Source organism: Caviibacter abscessus (genome assembly GCF_001517835.1).
Lineage (GTDB): Bacteria > Fusobacteriota > Fusobacteriia > Fusobacteriales > Leptotrichiaceae > Caviibacter > Caviibacter abscessus.
This window is the reverse complement of record NZ_LOQG01000027.1, coordinates 122,538-141,253: the sequence shown is the minus strand read 5'-3', so window position 1 is coordinate 141,253 and position 18,716 is coordinate 122,538. Positions and strand designations below refer to the sequence as shown.

General features: G+C 27.3%; 15 protein-coding genes. 1 reads left to right on the top strand and 14 read right to left on the bottom strand.

What is annotated here, in order from left to right; genetic code table 11:
• Positions 1-2: 2 nt before the first annotated feature.
• From AWT63_RS04045 to AWT63_RS04000, 11 genes are all read right to left on the bottom strand, one after another.
• Positions 3-608: a hypothetical protein gene (locus tag AWT63_RS04045; protein ID WP_068268538.1), complete on the bottom strand. Its 606-nt coding sequence runs from the start codon at positions 606-608 to the stop codon at positions 3-5.
• 20 nt (positions 609-628) lie between these two features.
• The gene (gene glyS, locus AWT63_RS04040) at positions 629-2,626 is read right to left on the bottom strand and encodes a glycine--tRNA ligase subunit beta (RefSeq protein ID WP_068268537.1); all 1,998 of its coding nucleotides are present in this window, start codon (positions 2,624-2,626) and stop codon (positions 629-631) included.
• A gap of 1 nt (position 2,627) precedes the next feature.
• Complete coding sequence (gene glyQ, locus AWT63_RS04035) at positions 2,628-3,506, bottom strand: glycine--tRNA ligase subunit alpha (RefSeq protein ID WP_068268536.1); 879 nt, start codon at positions 3,504-3,506, stop codon at positions 2,628-2,630.
• Positions 3,503-4,000 (bottom strand): signal peptidase II, encoded by a 498-nt coding sequence (gene lspA, locus AWT63_RS04030; RefSeq protein WP_068268535.1) that lies wholly within the window; start codon positions 3,998-4,000, stop codon positions 3,503-3,505. The genes glyQ and lspA overlap by 4 nt, the downstream gene beginning before the upstream one ends.
• Positions 3,984-6,779, bottom strand: coding sequence for an isoleucine--tRNA ligase (ileS, locus tag AWT63_RS04025; protein WP_068268562.1), 2,796 nt, complete (start codon positions 6,777-6,779; stop codon positions 3,984-3,986). The genes lspA and ileS overlap by 17 nt, the downstream gene beginning before the upstream one ends.
• 17 nt (positions 6,780-6,796) lie before the next feature.
• On the bottom strand, positions 6,797-9,079 hold the full coding sequence (locus AWT63_RS04020; RefSeq protein WP_068268534.1) for a Tex family protein: 2,283 nt from the start codon (positions 9,077-9,079) through the stop codon (positions 6,797-6,799).
• A 177-nt stretch (positions 9,080-9,256) separates the two neighbouring features.
• Positions 9,257-11,425: an alpha-galactosidase gene (locus tag AWT63_RS04015; protein WP_068268533.1), complete on the bottom strand. Its 2,169-nt coding sequence runs from the start codon at positions 11,423-11,425 to the stop codon at positions 9,257-9,259.
• Positions 11,426-11,434: 9 nt separating this feature from the next.
• On the bottom strand, positions 11,435-12,256 hold the full coding sequence (locus AWT63_RS04010; RefSeq protein WP_068268532.1) for a carbohydrate ABC transporter permease: 822 nt from the start codon (positions 12,254-12,256) through the stop codon (positions 11,435-11,437).
• Positions 12,253-12,648: a carbohydrate ABC transporter permease gene (locus AWT63_RS06325; protein WP_269431483.1), complete on the bottom strand. Its 396-nt coding sequence runs from the start codon at positions 12,646-12,648 to the stop codon at positions 12,253-12,255. Before AWT63_RS06325 ends, AWT63_RS04010 begins: the two co-directional genes overlap by 4 nt.
• 169 nt (positions 12,649-12,817) lie before the next feature.
• Entirely contained in the window at positions 12,818-13,090 is a 273-nt protein-coding gene (locus AWT63_RS06320; protein ID WP_197407856.1) for a carbohydrate ABC transporter permease, read from the bottom strand.
• Between the two features lie 44 nt (positions 13,091-13,134).
• A complete protein-coding gene (locus AWT63_RS04000; protein ID WP_068268531.1) occupies positions 13,135-14,385 on the bottom strand; it encodes an ABC transporter substrate-binding protein in 1,251 nt (416 codons plus the stop codon).
• Positions 14,386-14,521: 136 nt separating this feature from the next.
• Between AWT63_RS04000 and AWT63_RS03995 the strand changes: the two genes are divergently transcribed.
• Positions 14,522-15,364, top strand: a complete 843-nt coding sequence (locus AWT63_RS03995) for a helix-turn-helix domain-containing protein (RefSeq protein WP_068268530.1) — start codon at positions 14,522-14,524, stop codon at positions 15,362-15,364.
• A 30-nt stretch (positions 15,365-15,394) separates the two neighbouring features.
• On the opposite strand, the gene AWT63_RS03990 is transcribed toward AWT63_RS03995, so the two are convergent.
• The 3 genes from AWT63_RS03990 to AWT63_RS03980 all read right to left on the bottom strand — a co-directional run bounded on the left by AWT63_RS03990 (position 15,395) and on the right by AWT63_RS03980 (position 18,715).
• Positions 15,395-16,099, bottom strand: coding sequence for an alpha/beta hydrolase (locus AWT63_RS03990; RefSeq protein ID WP_082680446.1), 705 nt, complete (start codon positions 16,097-16,099; stop codon positions 15,395-15,397).
• A 105-nt stretch (positions 16,100-16,204) separates the two neighbouring features.
• Positions 16,205-17,611, bottom strand: a complete 1,407-nt coding sequence (locus tag AWT63_RS03985; RefSeq protein ID WP_068268528.1) for a PTS transporter subunit EIIC — start codon at positions 17,609-17,611, stop codon at positions 16,205-16,207.
• A gap of 12 nt (positions 17,612-17,623) precedes the next feature.
• Positions 17,624-18,715, bottom strand: a complete 1,092-nt coding sequence (locus AWT63_RS03980) for a DUF871 domain-containing protein (RefSeq protein WP_068268527.1) — start codon at positions 18,713-18,715, stop codon at positions 17,624-17,626.
• Between the last annotated feature and the right edge of the window lies 1 nt (position 18,716).

Genomic DNA, 18,716 nt, shown 5'->3' with positions numbered 1-18,716 from the left:
TTTTAATTCTCCTTGTTAAAATATAGCACTACTTTATTGGAATTTAGGTATCTTGCACTATTATTAGTATTCATTTCAACATTAATTCCTTTTATTTCTCCATAAGTATTTAGAAGTTTTCTTGAATTTTTTTTAAGTATGCTTGCAACCTTTATCATTTGTTTTTTCATTAATTCATTTTCTGACTTAAAATTTCCTTTTAATGTTATTCTACCTGAGTTTATTATTTTATTTGCATTATATGAATAAATTGATGCATCTTTACCTTCAAAAAGTTTATATTCCGTTTTTTTATCAGTTTCAAATAAATCTACCTTAGTTTGTTTACCTTCTCGTAATAACTGTATAGTAGGCTTTTTACTTTTTGCACCCAAGTTATAATTCACATTAAATCCAATAGAATTACCATTTTTAAAATATTCTTTTAATTTTTTTTCTTCCAACTGACTGCTATCAAGTTTTCTTTCATAAATTGCCTCAAGTGATAATCTGTTATAATTTGTGCCAACTCCAAACTTAGAACTATTATCAATATTATAGAACTCAAATTTTTGGTTAGCCCATACATTTAACGTAGATACAAAAATAAGAAATATAATCTTCTTCATAGTTAGTCTTCTCCCATTAACTATAATGCTATTACATTCTCACAAATTTCTAATATATTATTTAATATCGCCAATCTGTTATTTTTTACATTGATATCATCAACATTAATTTTTACATTATCAAAGTATGAATTAATAACATCAGCATTTTCAATAAGTGTATCAACTATATCTGAAAATTCCTTATTTTTTAATTTTTCATATAAGTCATACATCGCCAATTCATAATTATCTTTTAATAAATCTTTATTAATCTCTTTTACATTACTATCTTTAGTAATATTTTTCATTCTCTTTAATAAATTTATTAATTCATTAAATTCTACTGTATTTGAAATTTTATTAAGTTTTTCTAATTTTTCAACTATATTTTTAAAGTTTTTCTCAACACCTGTAATATATGGTATTAAGTCTTTTGGATAATCAGTTTGTAAAACTTTTTCTAGTCTTTGCTTAACAAAAATATTAAAATCATCTAATACATTGTCAACTAAAACTTTTTTATTCTCACTAAATATTTCATATGCTTTTTGTGATAAATCTTCATAATTAATATCAAGTTTTTCATTTAAGGCAATTAACACCATACCTTGTATTGCTCTTCTTATTGCATATGGATCTTTTGATCCTGTAGGTTTTAAGCCCACACAAAATGCACCTATACCCGTATCCAATTTGTCAGCAATTGACGCAATAGATCCTTCTATACTACTTGGTAAATCGTCTCCTTGAAATCTTGGTAAATAATGTTCTCTTATAGCTTTAGAAACTATTTCGTTTTCTCCACTATTTTTTGCATATATTTCACCCATCATTCCTTGTAATCCAGTAAATTCTTTTTCATTTATTACATTTGAAACAAGATCCGCCTTACAAAGTTCTATTGCTCTTAAACAATCTTTGTTTGCTCCTAAATAACTTGCAATTTTTTTATTTCTTGATAATTTATCTGATATTGTTCCCATATCTTTTTGAAACATCACATTTTGTAATTTTTCATTCCATTTTCTCATATCAGCTTTTAAGTCTTCATCAAAGAAAAATTTAGAATCTGCAAGTCTAGGTTCTATTACTTTCTCATTTCCAAGTTTTACTTTTTCAGAATAAACCGGAGCATTTCTAATTACTACAAAATGATTAGTTAGTTTTCCATCATTTGTTTTTATAGGAAAATATCTTTGATGTGTTTCCATAGTTATAGTGATTAATTCTTCGGGTAAATTCAAATACTTACTGTCAAAATCCCCTTTTATTGCATATGGATATTCAACTAAATTTACAACTTCATTTAATAATTTTTTTGATATTACTGTTTTTTCATTTGAAGTATTACAATTTTTTTCTATACTCTCAATTAATGCTTTTTCTCTTTTATTTCTATCTGCTATAACATAATTTTCTAAAAGTATACTTTCATAATTTTCCATTTTATCAATTACTATTTCTTGACTTCCGAAAACTCTCATACCACGTGTTATATTCGAAGCTTTTATACCTTCAAACTCAAAATCCATAACACTATCATTAAGCATCGAAACTATCCATTTTATAGGTCTTACAAATCTAAATTGTTTATCAGACCATTTCATAACTTTTTCAAATTCAAGTTCTTTAATACTTTCTTTTAAAATTTCTGAAAGTACTTCTTTTGTTTCTCTACCCTTTATATGCTTAGTTATTTGTATATATTTATCTTTCGGAGTATCAATTATTTCATAATCATTTTCAGACACTTTATTTGATGCTAAAAATCCAAGTAATGCTTTTGTAGGTTTACCATCAACTATAGCCACAGAAAGAGACGGTCCAAGTTTAACTTCTTTAATGTCTTCTTGTTTTTCACAAAGACCGTTAATTATTATTGCAATTCTTCTAGGAGTGCTAAAACTTATAGCATTATCAAATGAAATTTTATTTGATACTAATTTATCTAAAATTTTATTTTTTAATTCTTTTTCTGTTGTGTCTACATATCTTGAAGGTAATTCTTCAAGACCTAATTCAAATAAAAAATTCATTTTATTTATCTCCTTTTTTTAGTAATGGAAATCCTAGAGCTTTTCTATTTTCTACAAAAAGAACTGCACATTTTTTAGCAAGATCTCTAACTCTTAGTATATATGCCATTCTTTCAGTTGTACTTATCGATCCTCTTGCATCCAAATTATTAAATGTGTGTGAACATTTTAAAACATAATCGTATGCAGGTAACACTAATTTATTCTCTATACAGTTATTTGCTTCTTTTTCATACATATCAAATAAAGTAAAATTCATTTTACTGTCACTTACTTCAAAACTATATTTTGACATTTCGTATTCGTATTGATATCTTCTTTCTCCGTATTTTACACCTTCAGTCCATTCAAGTTCATAGACACTATCTTTATTTTGTAAATAAAGTGCTATTCTTTCCAAACCATATGTTATTTCAACCGGTGTAATTTCAACTTCAAGACCTCCTACTTGTTGGAAATATGTAAATTGCGTTATTTCCATACCATCTAGCCAAACTTCCCAACCAAGTCCCCAAGCTCCAAGTGTTGGAGATTCCCAGTTATCTTCTACAAATCTTACATCATGCTCTTTTAAATCTATTCCAAGAGCTTCCAAACTCTTCAAATAAAGTTCTTGTATATTTTCAGGAGATGGTTTCATTATAACCTGAAATTGATGATGCTGATAAACTCTATTAGGGTTTTGTCCATATCTTCCATCTTTAGGTCTTCTTGAAGGTTCAACATAAGCAACATTCCAAGGTTCAGGACCAAGTGCCATCAAAAACGTATCCGGATTAAATGTTCCCGCTCCCGTCTCAACATCATATGAATTTCCTAAAACACAACCTTGCTTCTCCCAATATTTTTGAAGTGTTAGTATTATATTTTGAAAAGTCATTTTCTAAATTCTCCTTTTTTAAAGATGTATATAAAGATTAGTATATATACACCTATATGAATATACATATCTGCTATATTAAATACAAAAGACCATATAGTTCTAAAATCTATCATATCTATTACATAGCCTCTAAAAAATCTATCAATCATATTTCCGGCAGCTCCGGCTATTAAAAAGCTTGCAGCAAGTTTTGTGCTTGAGTTATATTTACCAAAGTTTTTAAGTTCTGTCATTGCAAAATATATTATTAATAAGGTACTTATAAATGTAAATGCCTTTATATGACCTTGAAATACTCCAAATATTCCACCATGATTTTCAACATAAGTAAATCTTAAAAATTCTCCAAAAATTTTTAGTGAATATCCTTGAACTCCTTTTGATAAAATATACATAATATGTTTTGATAATTGATCTATTAATGTTAAAAGTATAATAATTATTATGTATAGTGTTAGAGATGAACCGCTTTCTTTACTCTTGCTCTTCATTTAATTCTCCATTTTCTTTCATAAGTCTTAGTACTTCCATATCTCTTGGTGTTACTTGACCAAATTCATTTTCAACTATATCTTCACTGTATTTCCAACATCTTTCACACTTTTTACCAAGTGCTTTAACTACTTTTACACTTATACCTGATATTTCAGTGCTTTCTAGCTCTTCATCACAGTATACTACTTGTGATACAAGAAACATATCTGCTGTATCCCACATACTGTATTGTTTTATAAACATATAGTCTTCATTTTGTATATTTAAAATTACACGAGCATCAAGAGATAATCCTATTTCTCCACTTTGTCTTTTCTCTTCTATTTTTTTGTTTATTTCTCTTCTAAGATGAGATATTTTTTCCCATTTTTTTGAAAGTTCTTCATCTATATATTCAGGGTGTAAATCAACCCAAGAAGCTAGGTGAACACTTTGAGTTTCTTTAATATTTTCAGGTATTTTATCCCAAATTTCTTCAGCTGTAAATGATAATACAGGAGATATTACACGTACTAAAACTTGTAATATTTCAACTAATACAGTTTGTGCAGATCTTCTCTTTTGTGATGTTTTATATTCACAATATAATCTATCTTTTATTATATCTAAATAAAATGCTGACATATCTGTTATACAAAAGTTTGTTATTTCTTGGAATAATGTATAAAATTCAAAATTGTCATATAAATGTTCAACTCTTGATTTTAATTTTTCAAGCCTTCCCATAGCCCATTTATCAATTTCTTCCATGTCTTCATATTTAACTTTTCCAGTTGTATAATCAAAATCTGATATATTACCTAAAAGATATCTTGATGTATTTCTTATCTTTCTATATGAATCAGACATTCTGTTTAATATGTCCTCAGATAATCTTACATCTTCTCTATAATCTACAGATGATACCCAAAGTCTTAGAATATCTGCTCCATATTTTTCAATGATTTCATTAGGAACAACAACATTGCCAAGTGATTTACTCATTTTTCTTCCGCTACCATCATTTACAAATCCATGAGTTAATATTCTTTTATATGGTTTATCTTTTGTACTTGCTATTGAAGTCATAAGTGATGATTGGAACCAACCTCTATGTTGATCTGAACCTTCAAGATAAAGATCTACTGGTCTTTCATAACCTCTTGGTATTACAACTGATCTATGTGAAACTCCTGAATCAAACCATACATCAAGAATACTGTTTTCTTTTCTTATTTGTTCATTTTCAAGACCAAATTTAACAAGTAATTCTTGACCTATAATTTCTTGTGCAGAATACTTCCACCATATATCAGTTCCTTCTTTTTCAACTAATTCTATTACTCTATCCATAATTTCAGGTTGATATATAACCTCATCTTTTGAATTATAGAAAATTGGTATAGGTACTCCCCAAACTCTTTGTCTTGATATAGTCCAATCCGGTCTTGTTTCAACCATGGCATTTATTCTATTTCTTCCCCATTCAGGATAAAACACTACTTCTTCTAGTGCTTTTAAAGCCTTTTCTCTAATATCACTTTTTGATATGTTTATAAACCATTGTTCTGTTGCTCTGAAAATTATAGGCTTCTTACTTCTCCAATCGTGTGGATAAGAGTGAGTTATACTTTCAGATTTTAGTATATGACCTGATTCAATCATATCTTCTATAATCATTTTATCTGCTTTTTTATAAAATAAACCTGCATATTTTCCTGTTTTTTCAGTCATATGACCTTTACCGTCAACACCAACAAGTATTTCTAGACCATATTTTTTACCGATTATAAAGTCAACATCTCCATGTCCAGGAGCTGTATGAACACAACCTGTACCTGCATCAAGAGTTACATGATCTCCAAGCATTATTAAGCCTAATCTGTCAAATATAGGGTGCTTATAATGTGTCTTATCTAAATCTTCTACATTTACTTTTTTTATTAATGTTGCTTGTAACTCCATTTTTGAAAATGCTTGATTTGCAAGTTCAATCGCAACAATTAAATTTCCTTTTTCTGTTTCATATAATCCATATTCAAATTCTTTATTAAGCGAAATACCCATATTTGAAGGAATAGTCCAAGGTGTTGTAGTCCATATTACTATACTTGCTTCATCTACACCAATTTTTTCCAATGCATCTTCTTGAAGTTGCATTTTAACATATATAGATGTTGATGTTACATCTTTATATTCTATTTCAGCTTCTGCAAGTGCAGTTTCAGTTGTTGGAGACCAATAAACTGGTTTAAGTCCTTTAAATATATATCCATTTTCATATATTTGTTTAAATACTCTTAATTCTTCCGCTTCAAATTCAGGATTTAAAGTAATATATGGATTATTCCATTCTCCAAGTATACCTAGTCTTATAAAGTCTTGTTTTTGTTTTTCAACATGTTTTAATGCATATTTTTTACACTCTCTTCTTAAATCAAGAGTTGACATATTTGCTACTTTGTCACCCATTTCTTGAATAATTTTCCATTCAATAGGTAAACCATGAGTATCCCAACCTGGAATATATGGAGCATTATATCCTCTTAATCTTTTATATTTTAAAATTATATCTTTTAAAACTTTATTTAATGCATGCCCCATATGGATATTACCATTTGCATATGGAGGTCCATCATGTAAAAAATATACAGGTTTATTATTATCATTTAAACTTTCATATAAGTTCATTTTATTCCAATCTTTAATCATTAATACTTCTTTTTGTGGAAGATTGGCTTTCATTTTAAAACTTGTTTTTGGCAAGTTAAGTGTTTTTGCGTAGTCTAATGCCATATATTTTATACCCCTTTTTATTTTTTTATTTTCCAACCTTTAGCTATTAATTTTTCTTCTATTTTTTTCATTTTCATAGCTTCATAGTCTTTTTTCTTATTTTTGTTTTTATTTTGTACTTTTGGAGCATTTCCATTTTTCATTGTTAACGCTACCCTTTGTCTTTGTATATCAATATCTAAAACTCTAACCTTTATTATTTGCCCTACTGTAAGCAGTTTTGTAGGATCATCAATAAATTTATCAGATAATTCAGATATATGTATCATTGCATCATTTTTTAAACCTATATCAACAAAAACTCCAAATTTAGCAACATTTCTTACAGTTCCTTCAAGCATCATTCCTTTTTGTAAATCATTTATTGTAAGTATGTCAGATTTTAATAAAGGTGTTTCATAATCATCACGAGGATCTCTTCTATCTTTTATAAGGGCATCATAAATATCTTTTACAGTTTCCTTACCGTATTCACTCATTTTAGAAATTATTGCAGATTCCCCTAAATTTTTAAGTTTTTCTCTTATTGATTCATAATCTGATAAAAAGTCTTTTTCATTAGCATCTACAAATTCTAATATTTTTTCAGCTATCGGATATGATTCTGGGTGAATTATTGTATTATCAAACGGATTTTTTGATTCAGGAACAACAATAAATCCTGCCATTTGCTCAAACACTTTAGCACCTAGACCCTTAACTTTTTTAAGTTCTTTTCTATCTTTAAAATCTCCATTTTCTTTTCTGTAATCTACAATATTTTTAGCTATATTCTTTTTAACCCCAGATACAAAACTTAATAGAGCAAATGATGCCGTATTGACATTTACACCAACTCTGTTTACTATTTTTTCAATAGTATTATCAAGTTCTAACTCTAAATTCTTTTGGTTTACATCATGTTGATACATCCCTACACCTATTGATTTAGGATCTATCTTAACAAGCTCAGATAAAGGATCTTGTATTCTTCTTGCTATTGATATTGTTCCTCTTACAGTTACATCTAAATCAGGAAATTCTTCTGCTGCAAGTTTTGATGCAGAATAAACTGAAGCTCCAGCTTCATTTACAATTACATATTTACAATCTAATCCTTTTATATTTTCAGCAACAAAAGCTTCTGTTTCTCTTGAAGCTGTTCCATTTCCTATTGCTATTATATCTACATTATATTTATCAATATATTTAAGTAATTTTTCTTTTGATTTTTGAAGCATTGATTCATTATGTGCCCCTTTTACAGGATAAATCACGTCAGATTCAATAAAGAAACCTTCTTTTGATATAACAGCTAATTTACAACCAGTTCTTATTCCAGGGTCAAGACCTAATATAGTTTTTTTGTATAATGGCGGTTGTAGTAATAATGCTTCTAAATTTTTTGAAAATATTCCTATAGCTTCTACTTCTGAATTTTCTTTAAGTATATTTCTTACTTCATTTTCTATTGAAGGAAATAAAAGTCTTGTGTAACTATCAACTACTACTGCCATAAGTTCTTCTTCCAAAGTATTACTTACTTTTTCAAAGCTATGGTCATATATATATCTTTGTACCTTAGCTGTATTTTCATCTTCAAAAGCTAAAGATACCTTTAATATTTTTTCTTTTTCTCCACGATTTAATGCTAGCACTCTATGAGCAGGAACAGAGTTTATCGCAGTTGTTAAGTTATAGTAATCCTGATAGACTAATTTTTCATCATTTTCTTTGTTTTTTTCAATTACATTTGAAATTATTATTCCATTTTTTAATAAATAATCTCTTAAATATTCTCTAATTTTAACATCTTCTGATATTTTTTGAGCAAGTATTAAATATGCTCCATCTATTGCTTCTTCTATGTTTAAAACTTCTTCAGTTATAAACTCATTTGCTTTTACATTTAACTGTTCTTTTGTTATTCCACTTAATATTAAATCAGCTAACGGTTCAAGACCTTTTTCTATAGCTATATCAGCTTTTGTTTTTTTCTTTTTCTTATATGGCAAATATATATCTTCTACTTTTTGTAGTTTTGTTGCTTCTTCTATGCTCTTTTTCAATTCAGGAGTAAGTTTTCCTTGCTCTTCAATTAAACGAATAACTTCTTCTTTTCTTTTTTCAAGATTTTGTGCGTAAGTAAAGACATCAATTATATTTCTAATTTCTTCTTCACTAAACCCTCCTGTTGCTTCTTTTCTATAACGAGCTATAAACGGAACTGTTGCTCCGTCAAGATATAAATTTATTGTGTTCTCAACACTTTTAAAAGGTTTGTTAAGTTCTTGGCAAACTTGTTGTAATAATTTTTCCACTATATTACTCCTTAAATGTATAACTTCTTCTTGACATTATAGCATAGAATGACCTTAAAATACAAACTTAATATGCCAATATAACTTTGATTTATACTTGGTTTATAATGTATCTACCGTGACATTTTTATATAATAAAAATGTACCTGCAACTATTGTTATCAGGTACATAATTTATCAACTTTCAATTAGATATATATCACTATCAAAATCAGAATATATTTTGCCTTCTTTATCAATAGAACCACTAAACTTGTGTTCCATAAATATTCCAAACTTTTCAATAAAATCTCCTGTAAACTCTCCGATTTTTTCTTTTTCTCTTGTTTTTAAAATTCTATTTACAGTATATTTTGTATCTGGTTTAAGTCCCAGTACCGGTATTCTTATTAATTCTTCACATACTTTAACTTTTCTCTTAAAATATGCTAATATAGCTTTTTTCTTATCTTTACTTACGATATTAAAAGCACTTACTTCATCATTATGAATAATTCTGTATAAATCTCCTGTTGATATTAAATTAGCATTTTCTTTAAATAAATTAATATCCTTTTTAATAAACTCTTTATCTTCATCAGATAAAGATAATGGATTTAATTCATATCCATACGTACCAAACATTGCAACATTTCTTCTAAACTCTAAGTCTATATTTCTACCGCTTTGATGATTAGGTATATCCGAAACATGCGAACCTATAGTAGATATTGGATAAGGTATGGAAAGTCCAAATTGTATATCAAGCCTAAATCCAGCATCTGTATTATCGCTACCCCAAATCTGAGGACAATAATTTAAGATTCCTGCGTCAAATCTATTCCCACCGCTTGCACAACCTTCTATTAAAATATTTTGATACTTTTCTCTTATTCTTTGCATTAACTTATACAGATTTTCTACATATTTAGGATAATTTTGCATGTTTTCAACTCCTGTAATGCACTTGTTCATATCCCACTTTATATAGTCTATTTCATTTTCGTCTAATATTTTTTCTAATTGTTTATATACATTTTCAACTACTTCATCACGAGAAAAATCTAAATTATATTGATTTCTACCCATATGATTTTTTCTACCCGAAGTATGAATAATGTATTCAGGATGTTCTTTATATAATTTACTGTCAGGATTTACCATTTCAGGTTCTATCCATATACCAAATTTCATTCCTAATTCTTTTGTTTTTGTCCACAAAGGTTTTAAACCATTAGGAAGTTTTTCTTTGTTTACAAACCAATCTCCAAGACCTGATTTATCGCTATTTCTATTTCCAAACCAACCATCGTCTAAGACAAATAAATCAATTCCAAGTTTTTTAGATTCAATTATCATTGAAATTAATTTACTTTCATCAAAATCAAAGTATGTACCTTCCCAATTATTAAGTAAAACTAGATTTTCTTTTTTAGGTAATAAATATTTTCTGTATATATCATGATACGTTTGAGATAATTTGTTAAGCCCTTTATCAGAATAAACAATAAGCACTTCAGGAGAGGTAAATTTATCTATTTTAGTAAAAGTTTCAGAATTTATTCCCATATTAATTCTTGTTATATTTTGTGGGCTAACTTCTACATTTGCCTCAAAATTTCCTGAATAAATTAAATTAAATCCTATCATTTCTCCTGTGTTAAAATCAGCATTTTTTCTTGCAAGAGCTATAAAAGGATTATTTGTAGCACTGCTTGTACCTCTTGTTGAGTTTATCTTTTTTATTCCTCTAACTAACTCTGTTCTTATATACGACGCTTCTCTTCCCCAAAATCCACTAAGTTGTATAAGTTCATAATCTGCACTATTTAAGTCTAAGTTCATAGAAAGAGCTTTATTAATTTGTATATCAGTGCCATTTATATCTACATTTCTAATAATACCTGCAAAGTCATTAAATATAGTATATTTTAAAGTTATACTTGTATTTATTTTTTTATCTTTTAAATGTATAAGCAAAGTTTTTGCTTCTTTTGCTTTTAAATGTGGGAAATTTTCAGTTCCAACATATCCATCTAAAATTTCATGTGATTCATATTCAAATTCAACTATAGTATTACCTGCACCATACATAATTTCATATGCAGGCATTCTATAATCTCCTGTACCAAAATCAGGATATTCTCTTAATAAAGTATCTAAATAAAAACCATTTTCAAAATTTTCAAAAGTATTAGTTATTGGAAATGCAACATATTCTTTATACATATATTCAAAATCATTTTCATTTATTCTTTTACCAAAATAAAGAGAACCTATTTCTCCATTTTTAAGTATTTTTAAAATGTATGAAATATCGTTATTATATATATGAAATATCTTATTTTTTTCATTAAAAGTTATCATAAAATCCTCCTATTTCACTGCACTATCAACAGCACTTTGTATAAAGTATTTTTGTAAACTGACGTATAATATTACTATCGGCACTATAACTATTATTGCAGCCGCCGCAGCCGAATTTACATTATAGCTAGACAAAGAGAAATAGGAAGCAACGAATGTCGTTACTGTTTTATACTTATTCCATAAATATAGTGAAAATTGATAATCATTCCAAGTAAATACTCCTGTTAGTATTATAACAGTTGAAGTAACAGGTTTTAACATAGGAAGTATAATAGTAAAAAATATTCTAAATCTACTACAACCATCAATCTCTGCCGCTTCATCAAGCTCACGAGGTATTGATTTAATAAAATTAGTATACATAAATATGCTTATAGGCAATTGAAAAGACAATACAACCAATATTAAAGCCCAGTATGTATTTGTTCCTTTAATATGAAATAAATTTCTACCTGATAACATAGTAACTAATGGTACCAGCATACTAAGCGGAGGTATCATCATAACTGACAATATTACATTTAATATCAGTTTATTAAACCTTGTTCTATTTCTTGCAAGCGGATATGCACTCATTGCACCAATTAAAACAACTAACGAGACAACTACAAATGTCACTATAAGAGATCTTCCAATGCTTAACAATACATTTTTTTGTATAGCTAATAAAAAATTACCTAAATATATTTGTTTGGGAGGTAATAAATTTGAACTCAAATCTGATTTTCTTTTTAAAGACATTACCATAGTTATATATATTGGAAATAAATGAATTATTGCAATAAGAATTACAAATATTGTCTTAGTTATGTTAAGTTTCTTTTTCATAATTCTAATTCTCCCCTTTCAGATGCAGCATTAGTTATAAGTGAAGAAATAAGAATAAATAAAAATAATACTATTCCTATTGCGGCAGAATAACCTGCATTTTGTGTTCCAAAATATACTTTGTCTATAAGAGTTGATAATGAATGCGTTGCATAACCAGGACCTCCATTTGTCAATGCTTTTATAACATCAAACAATTTAAGCCCTCCAATTATGTTTATTGTAAAACTTGTAATAATTGCCGGTTTTAACATAGGTATAGTTATATGAATAAATTTATCAAATGAATTTGCTCCATCAAGTTCAGAAGCTTCATAATACATTTTAGGTATATTTTGAAGCCCAGCTAAATATATCAACATAGATATACCGCAATATTGTAGTGCATTTATGAAGGTAAGTAAAAATACACTTACATCACCTTTAGCTAGTAAATCTAATTCTCCTACACCTATTAATTTTAATATTTCCGTAAGTATTCCATCGTATTTGAATTAAAATACCACATATACCCCATAATAAGCCCTGATATCATTACAGGTAAATAAATTATGGTTCTTGCTATATTTCTTCCTTTAAATCCGAATTTAAAAATAGTGCATACCCTAAACCTAAAATTTGCTGTAACACTGTACTTCCAATACCATAAATAAGGGTATTTCTAAGTGCAAGTCTAAAATTAGGATCATCAAATAAAATATTTTTATAATTTTCTATTCCTACCGATTTATAACTTTGAGAAAACCCATTCCAATTTGTAAATGAAATTGATAATCCTCTAAAGAATGGGTAAAATACAAATATTATAAAAAGTATTAAAGCCGGTATATACATAATATTTATAACGTTTTTTCTCAAGTATTTTCGAATAATTTCTCCTATTTTTGAGCATTATACAGTTTTTCAAAATCTGCTTTTAATTTTTCACCTGATTGTTGTGGTGTTAATTCTCCTGAAAGTATTCCTATACCAACATCACATAAAGTTGACCACATTCCACTTGGAAGATAAACTCTATCCAAATATGGAACTGTTTTAACATTTGTGTATTTTTCAAAGTAAGGTTTTAATTCTCCTGTATCAACATCAGCATTTATTAGACCAGGAACTGCACCTATAGCTTCATTAACTAATTTAATATTTTCAGGACGTGCTAAATAATCTAAGAATGCTATTGCAACATCTTTATTTTTTGAATCTTTCCATACACCAAAAGCCCATTCTTCACCACTTATTAAAGTGGGATCATCATCTGTATATCTTGCAGGTATAGGCATAAATGCAATTTTAGCGTTTGGATTATATTCTTTTGCTTCTTTAATAATTCCGTTAGTTCCAAATGTAAATACTGCTTTATCTTCTGCAAGAGCTTTTGCAGTATCATCAGGAGTAGATGTTAATACATCTTTATTAATATATCCTAAATTTTTAAAATCTAAAAGAAGTTGTGATAAATCTGCCCAATTTTTAGTTTCAAATTTTCCTGCAAGTAAATTTTCTACTTGGTTATCTTTAGGCGTTACAACAAATGAAGATCCTGCCCAGTCATAATAATGTCCAGCTTCACCTAAGTCTTTTGCTCCCATATGTATAGGAGTAATTCCTGAAGCTTTTATTTTTTCACTTACTGCTTTAAAATCATCCCAAGTTTTAATATTATCAACGTTTATACCTAATTTTTCCAATACTCCTGCATTAAATACTATACCTGTAATATCCATATTTAAAGGTAAAGCATAAATATTATTATTTTTAGCATCTGTAATAACATCTTTAATTAATGTATTTATATTTTTTACCCATTCTCTATTTTGTAGTGGTTCTAAGTATTCACCATATCTTAATACCGACCAACCGTGTGTTGAGAATATATCTGGTAAATCATTTGCAGCCATTCTAGTTTTCATTGTAGACTCATAGCTAGAACCTCCACCTGCTAATATGTTAATTTTTACTCCAGCATTTTCTTTTTCAAAATTATCTGCAACTTCACGAAGTTTTTTATAGATAATATTTTCTTCTGTTGAACTTAAATAAAATGTTAATTCTTTACTTTCTTTTGTGTTGTTACAACTTACTATTAAAAACATGCTGAACAAAACAAATAAACTCGTTAAAATCTTTTTCATAAAAACCTCCACTATTTTGTTTTTTACAATATAGTATAACTAGAAAAAAACGTTAAAAAAGAGTAATAAATTATTAAAATAAGTAAAAAATTGCTTTTTTATAAAATCAAAGTATAATGTATATTGGAGGATAAAAATGAAAAAAGATATAGAAACAAGAATAGATATATATTTAAATCCCATTTTTACAAACTTTGCATTAAATGCAATTGGAAAACATACAGTAAGAAAAAATTATTATGTTGATTGTAAGTCAGGAACAGACGGTAATTTTATATTATTCCAATTAACTTTAGACGGTATGGGATTATTTATTCAAAATAATAAAACATATAGATGTGATAAAAATCAGCTTTTTATTTGCCAAGTACCAAGTGATGCAATATATTATCTGCCTAAACACTCGGAATTATGGAAAGTAATGTATCTTGAAATTTCAATTGAATTTCTTTCAAGTTTTAAAAATTTGATAAATCTAAACTCAAAAAGCCCTGTGATAAACCTAACAAAATACCCATATATTGTTACTTTGTTACAGGAAATATATAATATATCAATACTTGATAAGGAGAATAATAAGGCTAAACTTGAAAAACTATCTTTTGATTTCATAACTGAATTATTTGAAATTTTTAATCAAAATAATAAATATACTCCAAAAGTTCAAAGTATTAAAAATTATATTGAAGCAAACTATGATAAAGATATTAATTTAGATGTAATAGCTAAAAATTTATACATTTCAAAATATTACATGATTAAAAAATTTAAAGAACAAACAAGTCTAACTCCTATGAGATTTCTTATAGAATATAGATTAAAAGTAGCAAGAACATTACTTATGAATATGAAAAATTCCATTGAATATGTTGCAACAAGTGTAGGTTTTAAGGATTCTAATTATTTTACAAAAGTATTTAAGAAAAAATTTAATATTACTCCAAGAGAATACAGATTTACTAAAAATAACTTAATATAAAATAGGAGAAACATGCATTTCTCCTATAATTTATATTTTACTTTTTTTAAAATTTTCATTAAAAAACAATACTTGGTACTTCATAGAATTTTTCCAATATTCCCAATTATGATTTCCAGGTCTTTCAATATAATCATGTTTAATATTTAAAGCTAATAATTTCTTATGTAAATCTCTATTTACAGATATGAAAAAATCATCTACACCGCAGTCAATTATTATATTCGTTTTAGTAAATATAAGCTGATGTGCTATGTCTTTTATATTATACTTATCCCAATCTTTATTTATAACATTTATAATTCCCCAATTGTTTTTATAAGATTCTATTTCAACTCCACCGCTCATACTTCCAATATTACCAAATATATTTTGATTTCTTATTCCTATATAAAGTGCTCCAAATCCACCCATACTAAGTCCCGTAATAGCTCTTTGTTCTTTTTTTGCATCTGTTGAATATGCTTTATCTATATAATCTACCAATTCTTTAGAAATAAAACTTTCATACTTTGATTTGCTATTTATATCACTATCTACATACCAACTATCATAATTACCATCATGAGATACAAAAATTACTTTATATGTATCTGCAAATTCTCTGATTTCAGTTTTTTCAGGAAAATTTTTATTATTTCCTGACCACCCATGTAAAGTATATATTACCAAATATTTTATTTTACTACTATAATCATCTGGCAAAATAACAGTTACTGGGATTTTTTTATTCATTTTTTTACTGTAAACTTCAACATTTTTTTCTGCGTACGAAAAACTTAACAAAGATATAAGTATCATAAAAAATATTTTCTCATCTTTTACCTCTTTTCAGTTGATTTAATTACCGTAAGTTTCGTTTATTCTTTCTTCATCAACGCCAAACAAATATGTAAGTATAAATCCTCCAATATATGCTCCTACCATTGAAATTATAAAATATATCCAAGTTCCCGGAACAACTATTAATAATCCAAATAACCCTGACACTCCTTGAGTTACCGTTCCTAAATGGAATAATGAAGCTAAAAGTCCTCCAAATCCTGAACCAAGACAAGCAGTTATAAATGGTTTTCCTAATGGTAATGTAACTGCATACATTAATGGTTCTCCTATTCCAAGTATTCCTACAGGAAGTGCATCTCTTGTTAATGTTTTAAGTTTTTTATTTTTAGTTTTCATATATATTGCAATACCTGCACCTACTTGACCTCCTCCTGCCATCATTAATATAGGGAACAAATAATTAATTCCATTTGTTGGTCCATCAGGTGTATTTAGAAGTACATGTATTGGTGCTAATGCTTGATGTAGCCCTACTGAAACAAGAGGTAAAAATCCTGCTGCAAGTAAATATCCACCTAATATACCCAATTTGTTATAAATAAAGTCAAGTATTACAAATATTTGCGTTGATATAAAATTTCCTAAAGGTTGAACAAATAAAATTGCAATAAACACACCAATTAATAATGTAATAAGTGGCGTAAAGAAAGTATCTAATATTGTTGGTATAATTTTTCTTATTTGTTTTTCAATATTTGCAACTATTATACCCATAAATAATGCCGCTAATAATCCACCCATTCCAGGTGAAAATGGTTTGTTTATAATCGGTAAAATGATATAACTATCATTTACTTTTGCAAGCAATGGTAAGCCTTGATGCCCTACAAACATTGCACCAACTATACCACCTAATATAGCTGTTCCACCAAATTCTTTAGCTGAGTTCATACCTACATAAATAGCCAAATAAGTAAACATTCCAAAACCTATTGTCTTAATTGTTGCAAACCACCAATTGGCTACAAAAGCTCCTTTAGTTGTTACATTAATTACATTAGTAAGTCCTAAAACTAATCCTGCTGCAATAATACCAGGTAATAATGGAACAAATATATTAGCTATTTTTTGTAAAAATCTTTGAATTATACCATTATGTTTTGCTTTATTTTCTTTCTTATTTTCCTTTGCTATATTGCTAACATCAGAAAATCCCAGAGGAATACCTGTAAGTTTAGAAAATTCTTCTCCAACTCTATTAACAACTCCAGGTCCCAAAACTATTTGTAAAGTTTCCGCCTCTATTACACCTAAAACTCCATCTATATTTTCTAGTGCTTTTATATTTACAGCTTCCTTAACAAAAACCCTTAATCTTGTCATACAAACAGCATTAGAAATTATATTTTCTTTTTTACCTAATGCTTCAAATATCTCTAGTGCAACTTTTTTTTCATTCATTTTTTTAACCTCTCATTCATTAAATTTGAATTTTTGCCAAGGCTTAATATAGTCTAAAATGAAATGTTCATTTTCAACTATTCTACCAACAACATTACTTCTTCCACTATTTTCCATATCTTTTAAAGCAATTTGTAATTCTCCAGCATAATGACCATAATCACTACTTTCAATGATTATATCTCCTCTTTTTATAACATCCGGTGCATTAAATAATTTAAAATCATGATTTTTGTATTTAACCCTACTTTGTGTTGACCTTATCATATATTCATTTTGATCACCACGATTAAAGTGCAATTCATCAATAACAATTGATTTTTCAACATCTGGTATATTATCTACTAATTCTACTTTAAAATTAACCATATCAAGTCTAACTTTAGAAATTAAATTTAATTCTTCATCACTTGGAAAGCAATTAGAAATAATTATATCATCTATATATTCAAGTGCTATAATATGCTTTAATTGAACATCTATAGGTAAATCTCTATGAATTTCTAAAGAACAAAGTTTATCTGTTGTTTTCCATGGACCATAAGCACTTTCTAAAGATGATGTTATGAAACAAGCTGATCTTAAACCATAATTTTTAAATTTTAAAGAACATTTTTCAAAAAATTCAAATGTTAATCCACTATATTTATGAGGGTAAAAATTATGACAACCATATAAATTATATCTATTCGGTTTGTAATCCATAATTGTATCGATACTATGAGTTAATGAGCTCATATTAATTTCTATTTTTAAATTATATGGATTATATGTCATTAAAGATTCTTCAAGTCCAGTAAATCCAATGTCTAGTCTTATCCCATCTGCATTTAATTCTTTAAAAAATTTTAAATCTTTATAACTAATTCCAAGTTCATCAAATATTTTAAGACTTACATCTAAAAATATTTCATAACCTAAACTTTTAGCAAAATTATGTATTTCTAAAAATTCTTTCTTTATTAACTCTTTATCTTTATTAACAGATAAAAGACAAGAAAAAATTCTGCTAGCTCCGCAAATATCATATGCTTTTTTTATGTATGATTTAATTTCATAAGTAGTACTTTTTTCAGGATAAATAGAAATCCCTAATTTTCTCACT

Excerpts from the sequence above, each read along its gene's own strand:
- AWT63_RS04010 (WP_068268532.1), bottom strand. The coding sequence starts at position 12,256 with ATGAAAAAGAAACTTAACATAACTAAGACAATATTTGTAATTCTTATT.
- AWT63_RS04015 (WP_068268533.1), bottom strand. The coding sequence starts at position 11,425 with ATGATAACTTTTAATGAAAAAAATAAGATATTTCATATATATAATAAC.
- glyQ (WP_068268536.1), bottom strand. The coding sequence starts at position 3,506 with ATGACTTTTCAAAATATAATACTAACACTTCAAAAATATTGGGAGAAG.
- AWT63_RS06320 (WP_197407856.1), bottom strand. The coding sequence starts at position 13,090 with ATGTATATACCGGCTTTAATACTTTTTATAATATTTGTATTTTACCCA.
- AWT63_RS03990 (WP_082680446.1), bottom strand. The coding sequence starts at position 16,099 with ATGAATAAAAAAATCCCAGTAACTGTTATTTTGCCAGATGATTATAGT.
- AWT63_RS03985 (WP_068268528.1), bottom strand. The coding sequence starts at position 17,611 with ATGAATGAAAAAAAAGTTGCACTAGAGATATTTGAAGCATTAGGTAAA.
- AWT63_RS04045 (WP_068268538.1), bottom strand. The coding sequence starts at position 608 with ATGAAGAAGATTATATTTCTTATTTTTGTATCTACGTTAAATGTATGG.
- AWT63_RS04000 (WP_068268531.1), bottom strand. The coding sequence starts at position 14,385 with ATGAAAAAGATTTTAACGAGTTTATTTGTTTTGTTCAGCATGTTTTTA.
- glyS (WP_068268537.1), bottom strand. The coding sequence starts at position 2,626 with ATGAATTTTTTATTTGAATTAGGTCTTGAAGAATTACCTTCAAGATAT.
- ileS (WP_068268562.1), bottom strand. The coding sequence starts at position 6,779 with ATGGCATTAGACTACGCAAAAACACTTAACTTGCCAAAAACAAGTTTT.
- lspA (WP_068268535.1), bottom strand. The coding sequence starts at position 4,000 with ATGAAGAGCAAGAGTAAAGAAAGCGGTTCATCTCTAACACTATACATA.
- AWT63_RS03995 (WP_068268530.1), top strand. The coding sequence starts at position 14,522 with ATGAAAAAAGATATAGAAACAAGAATAGATATATATTTAAATCCCATT.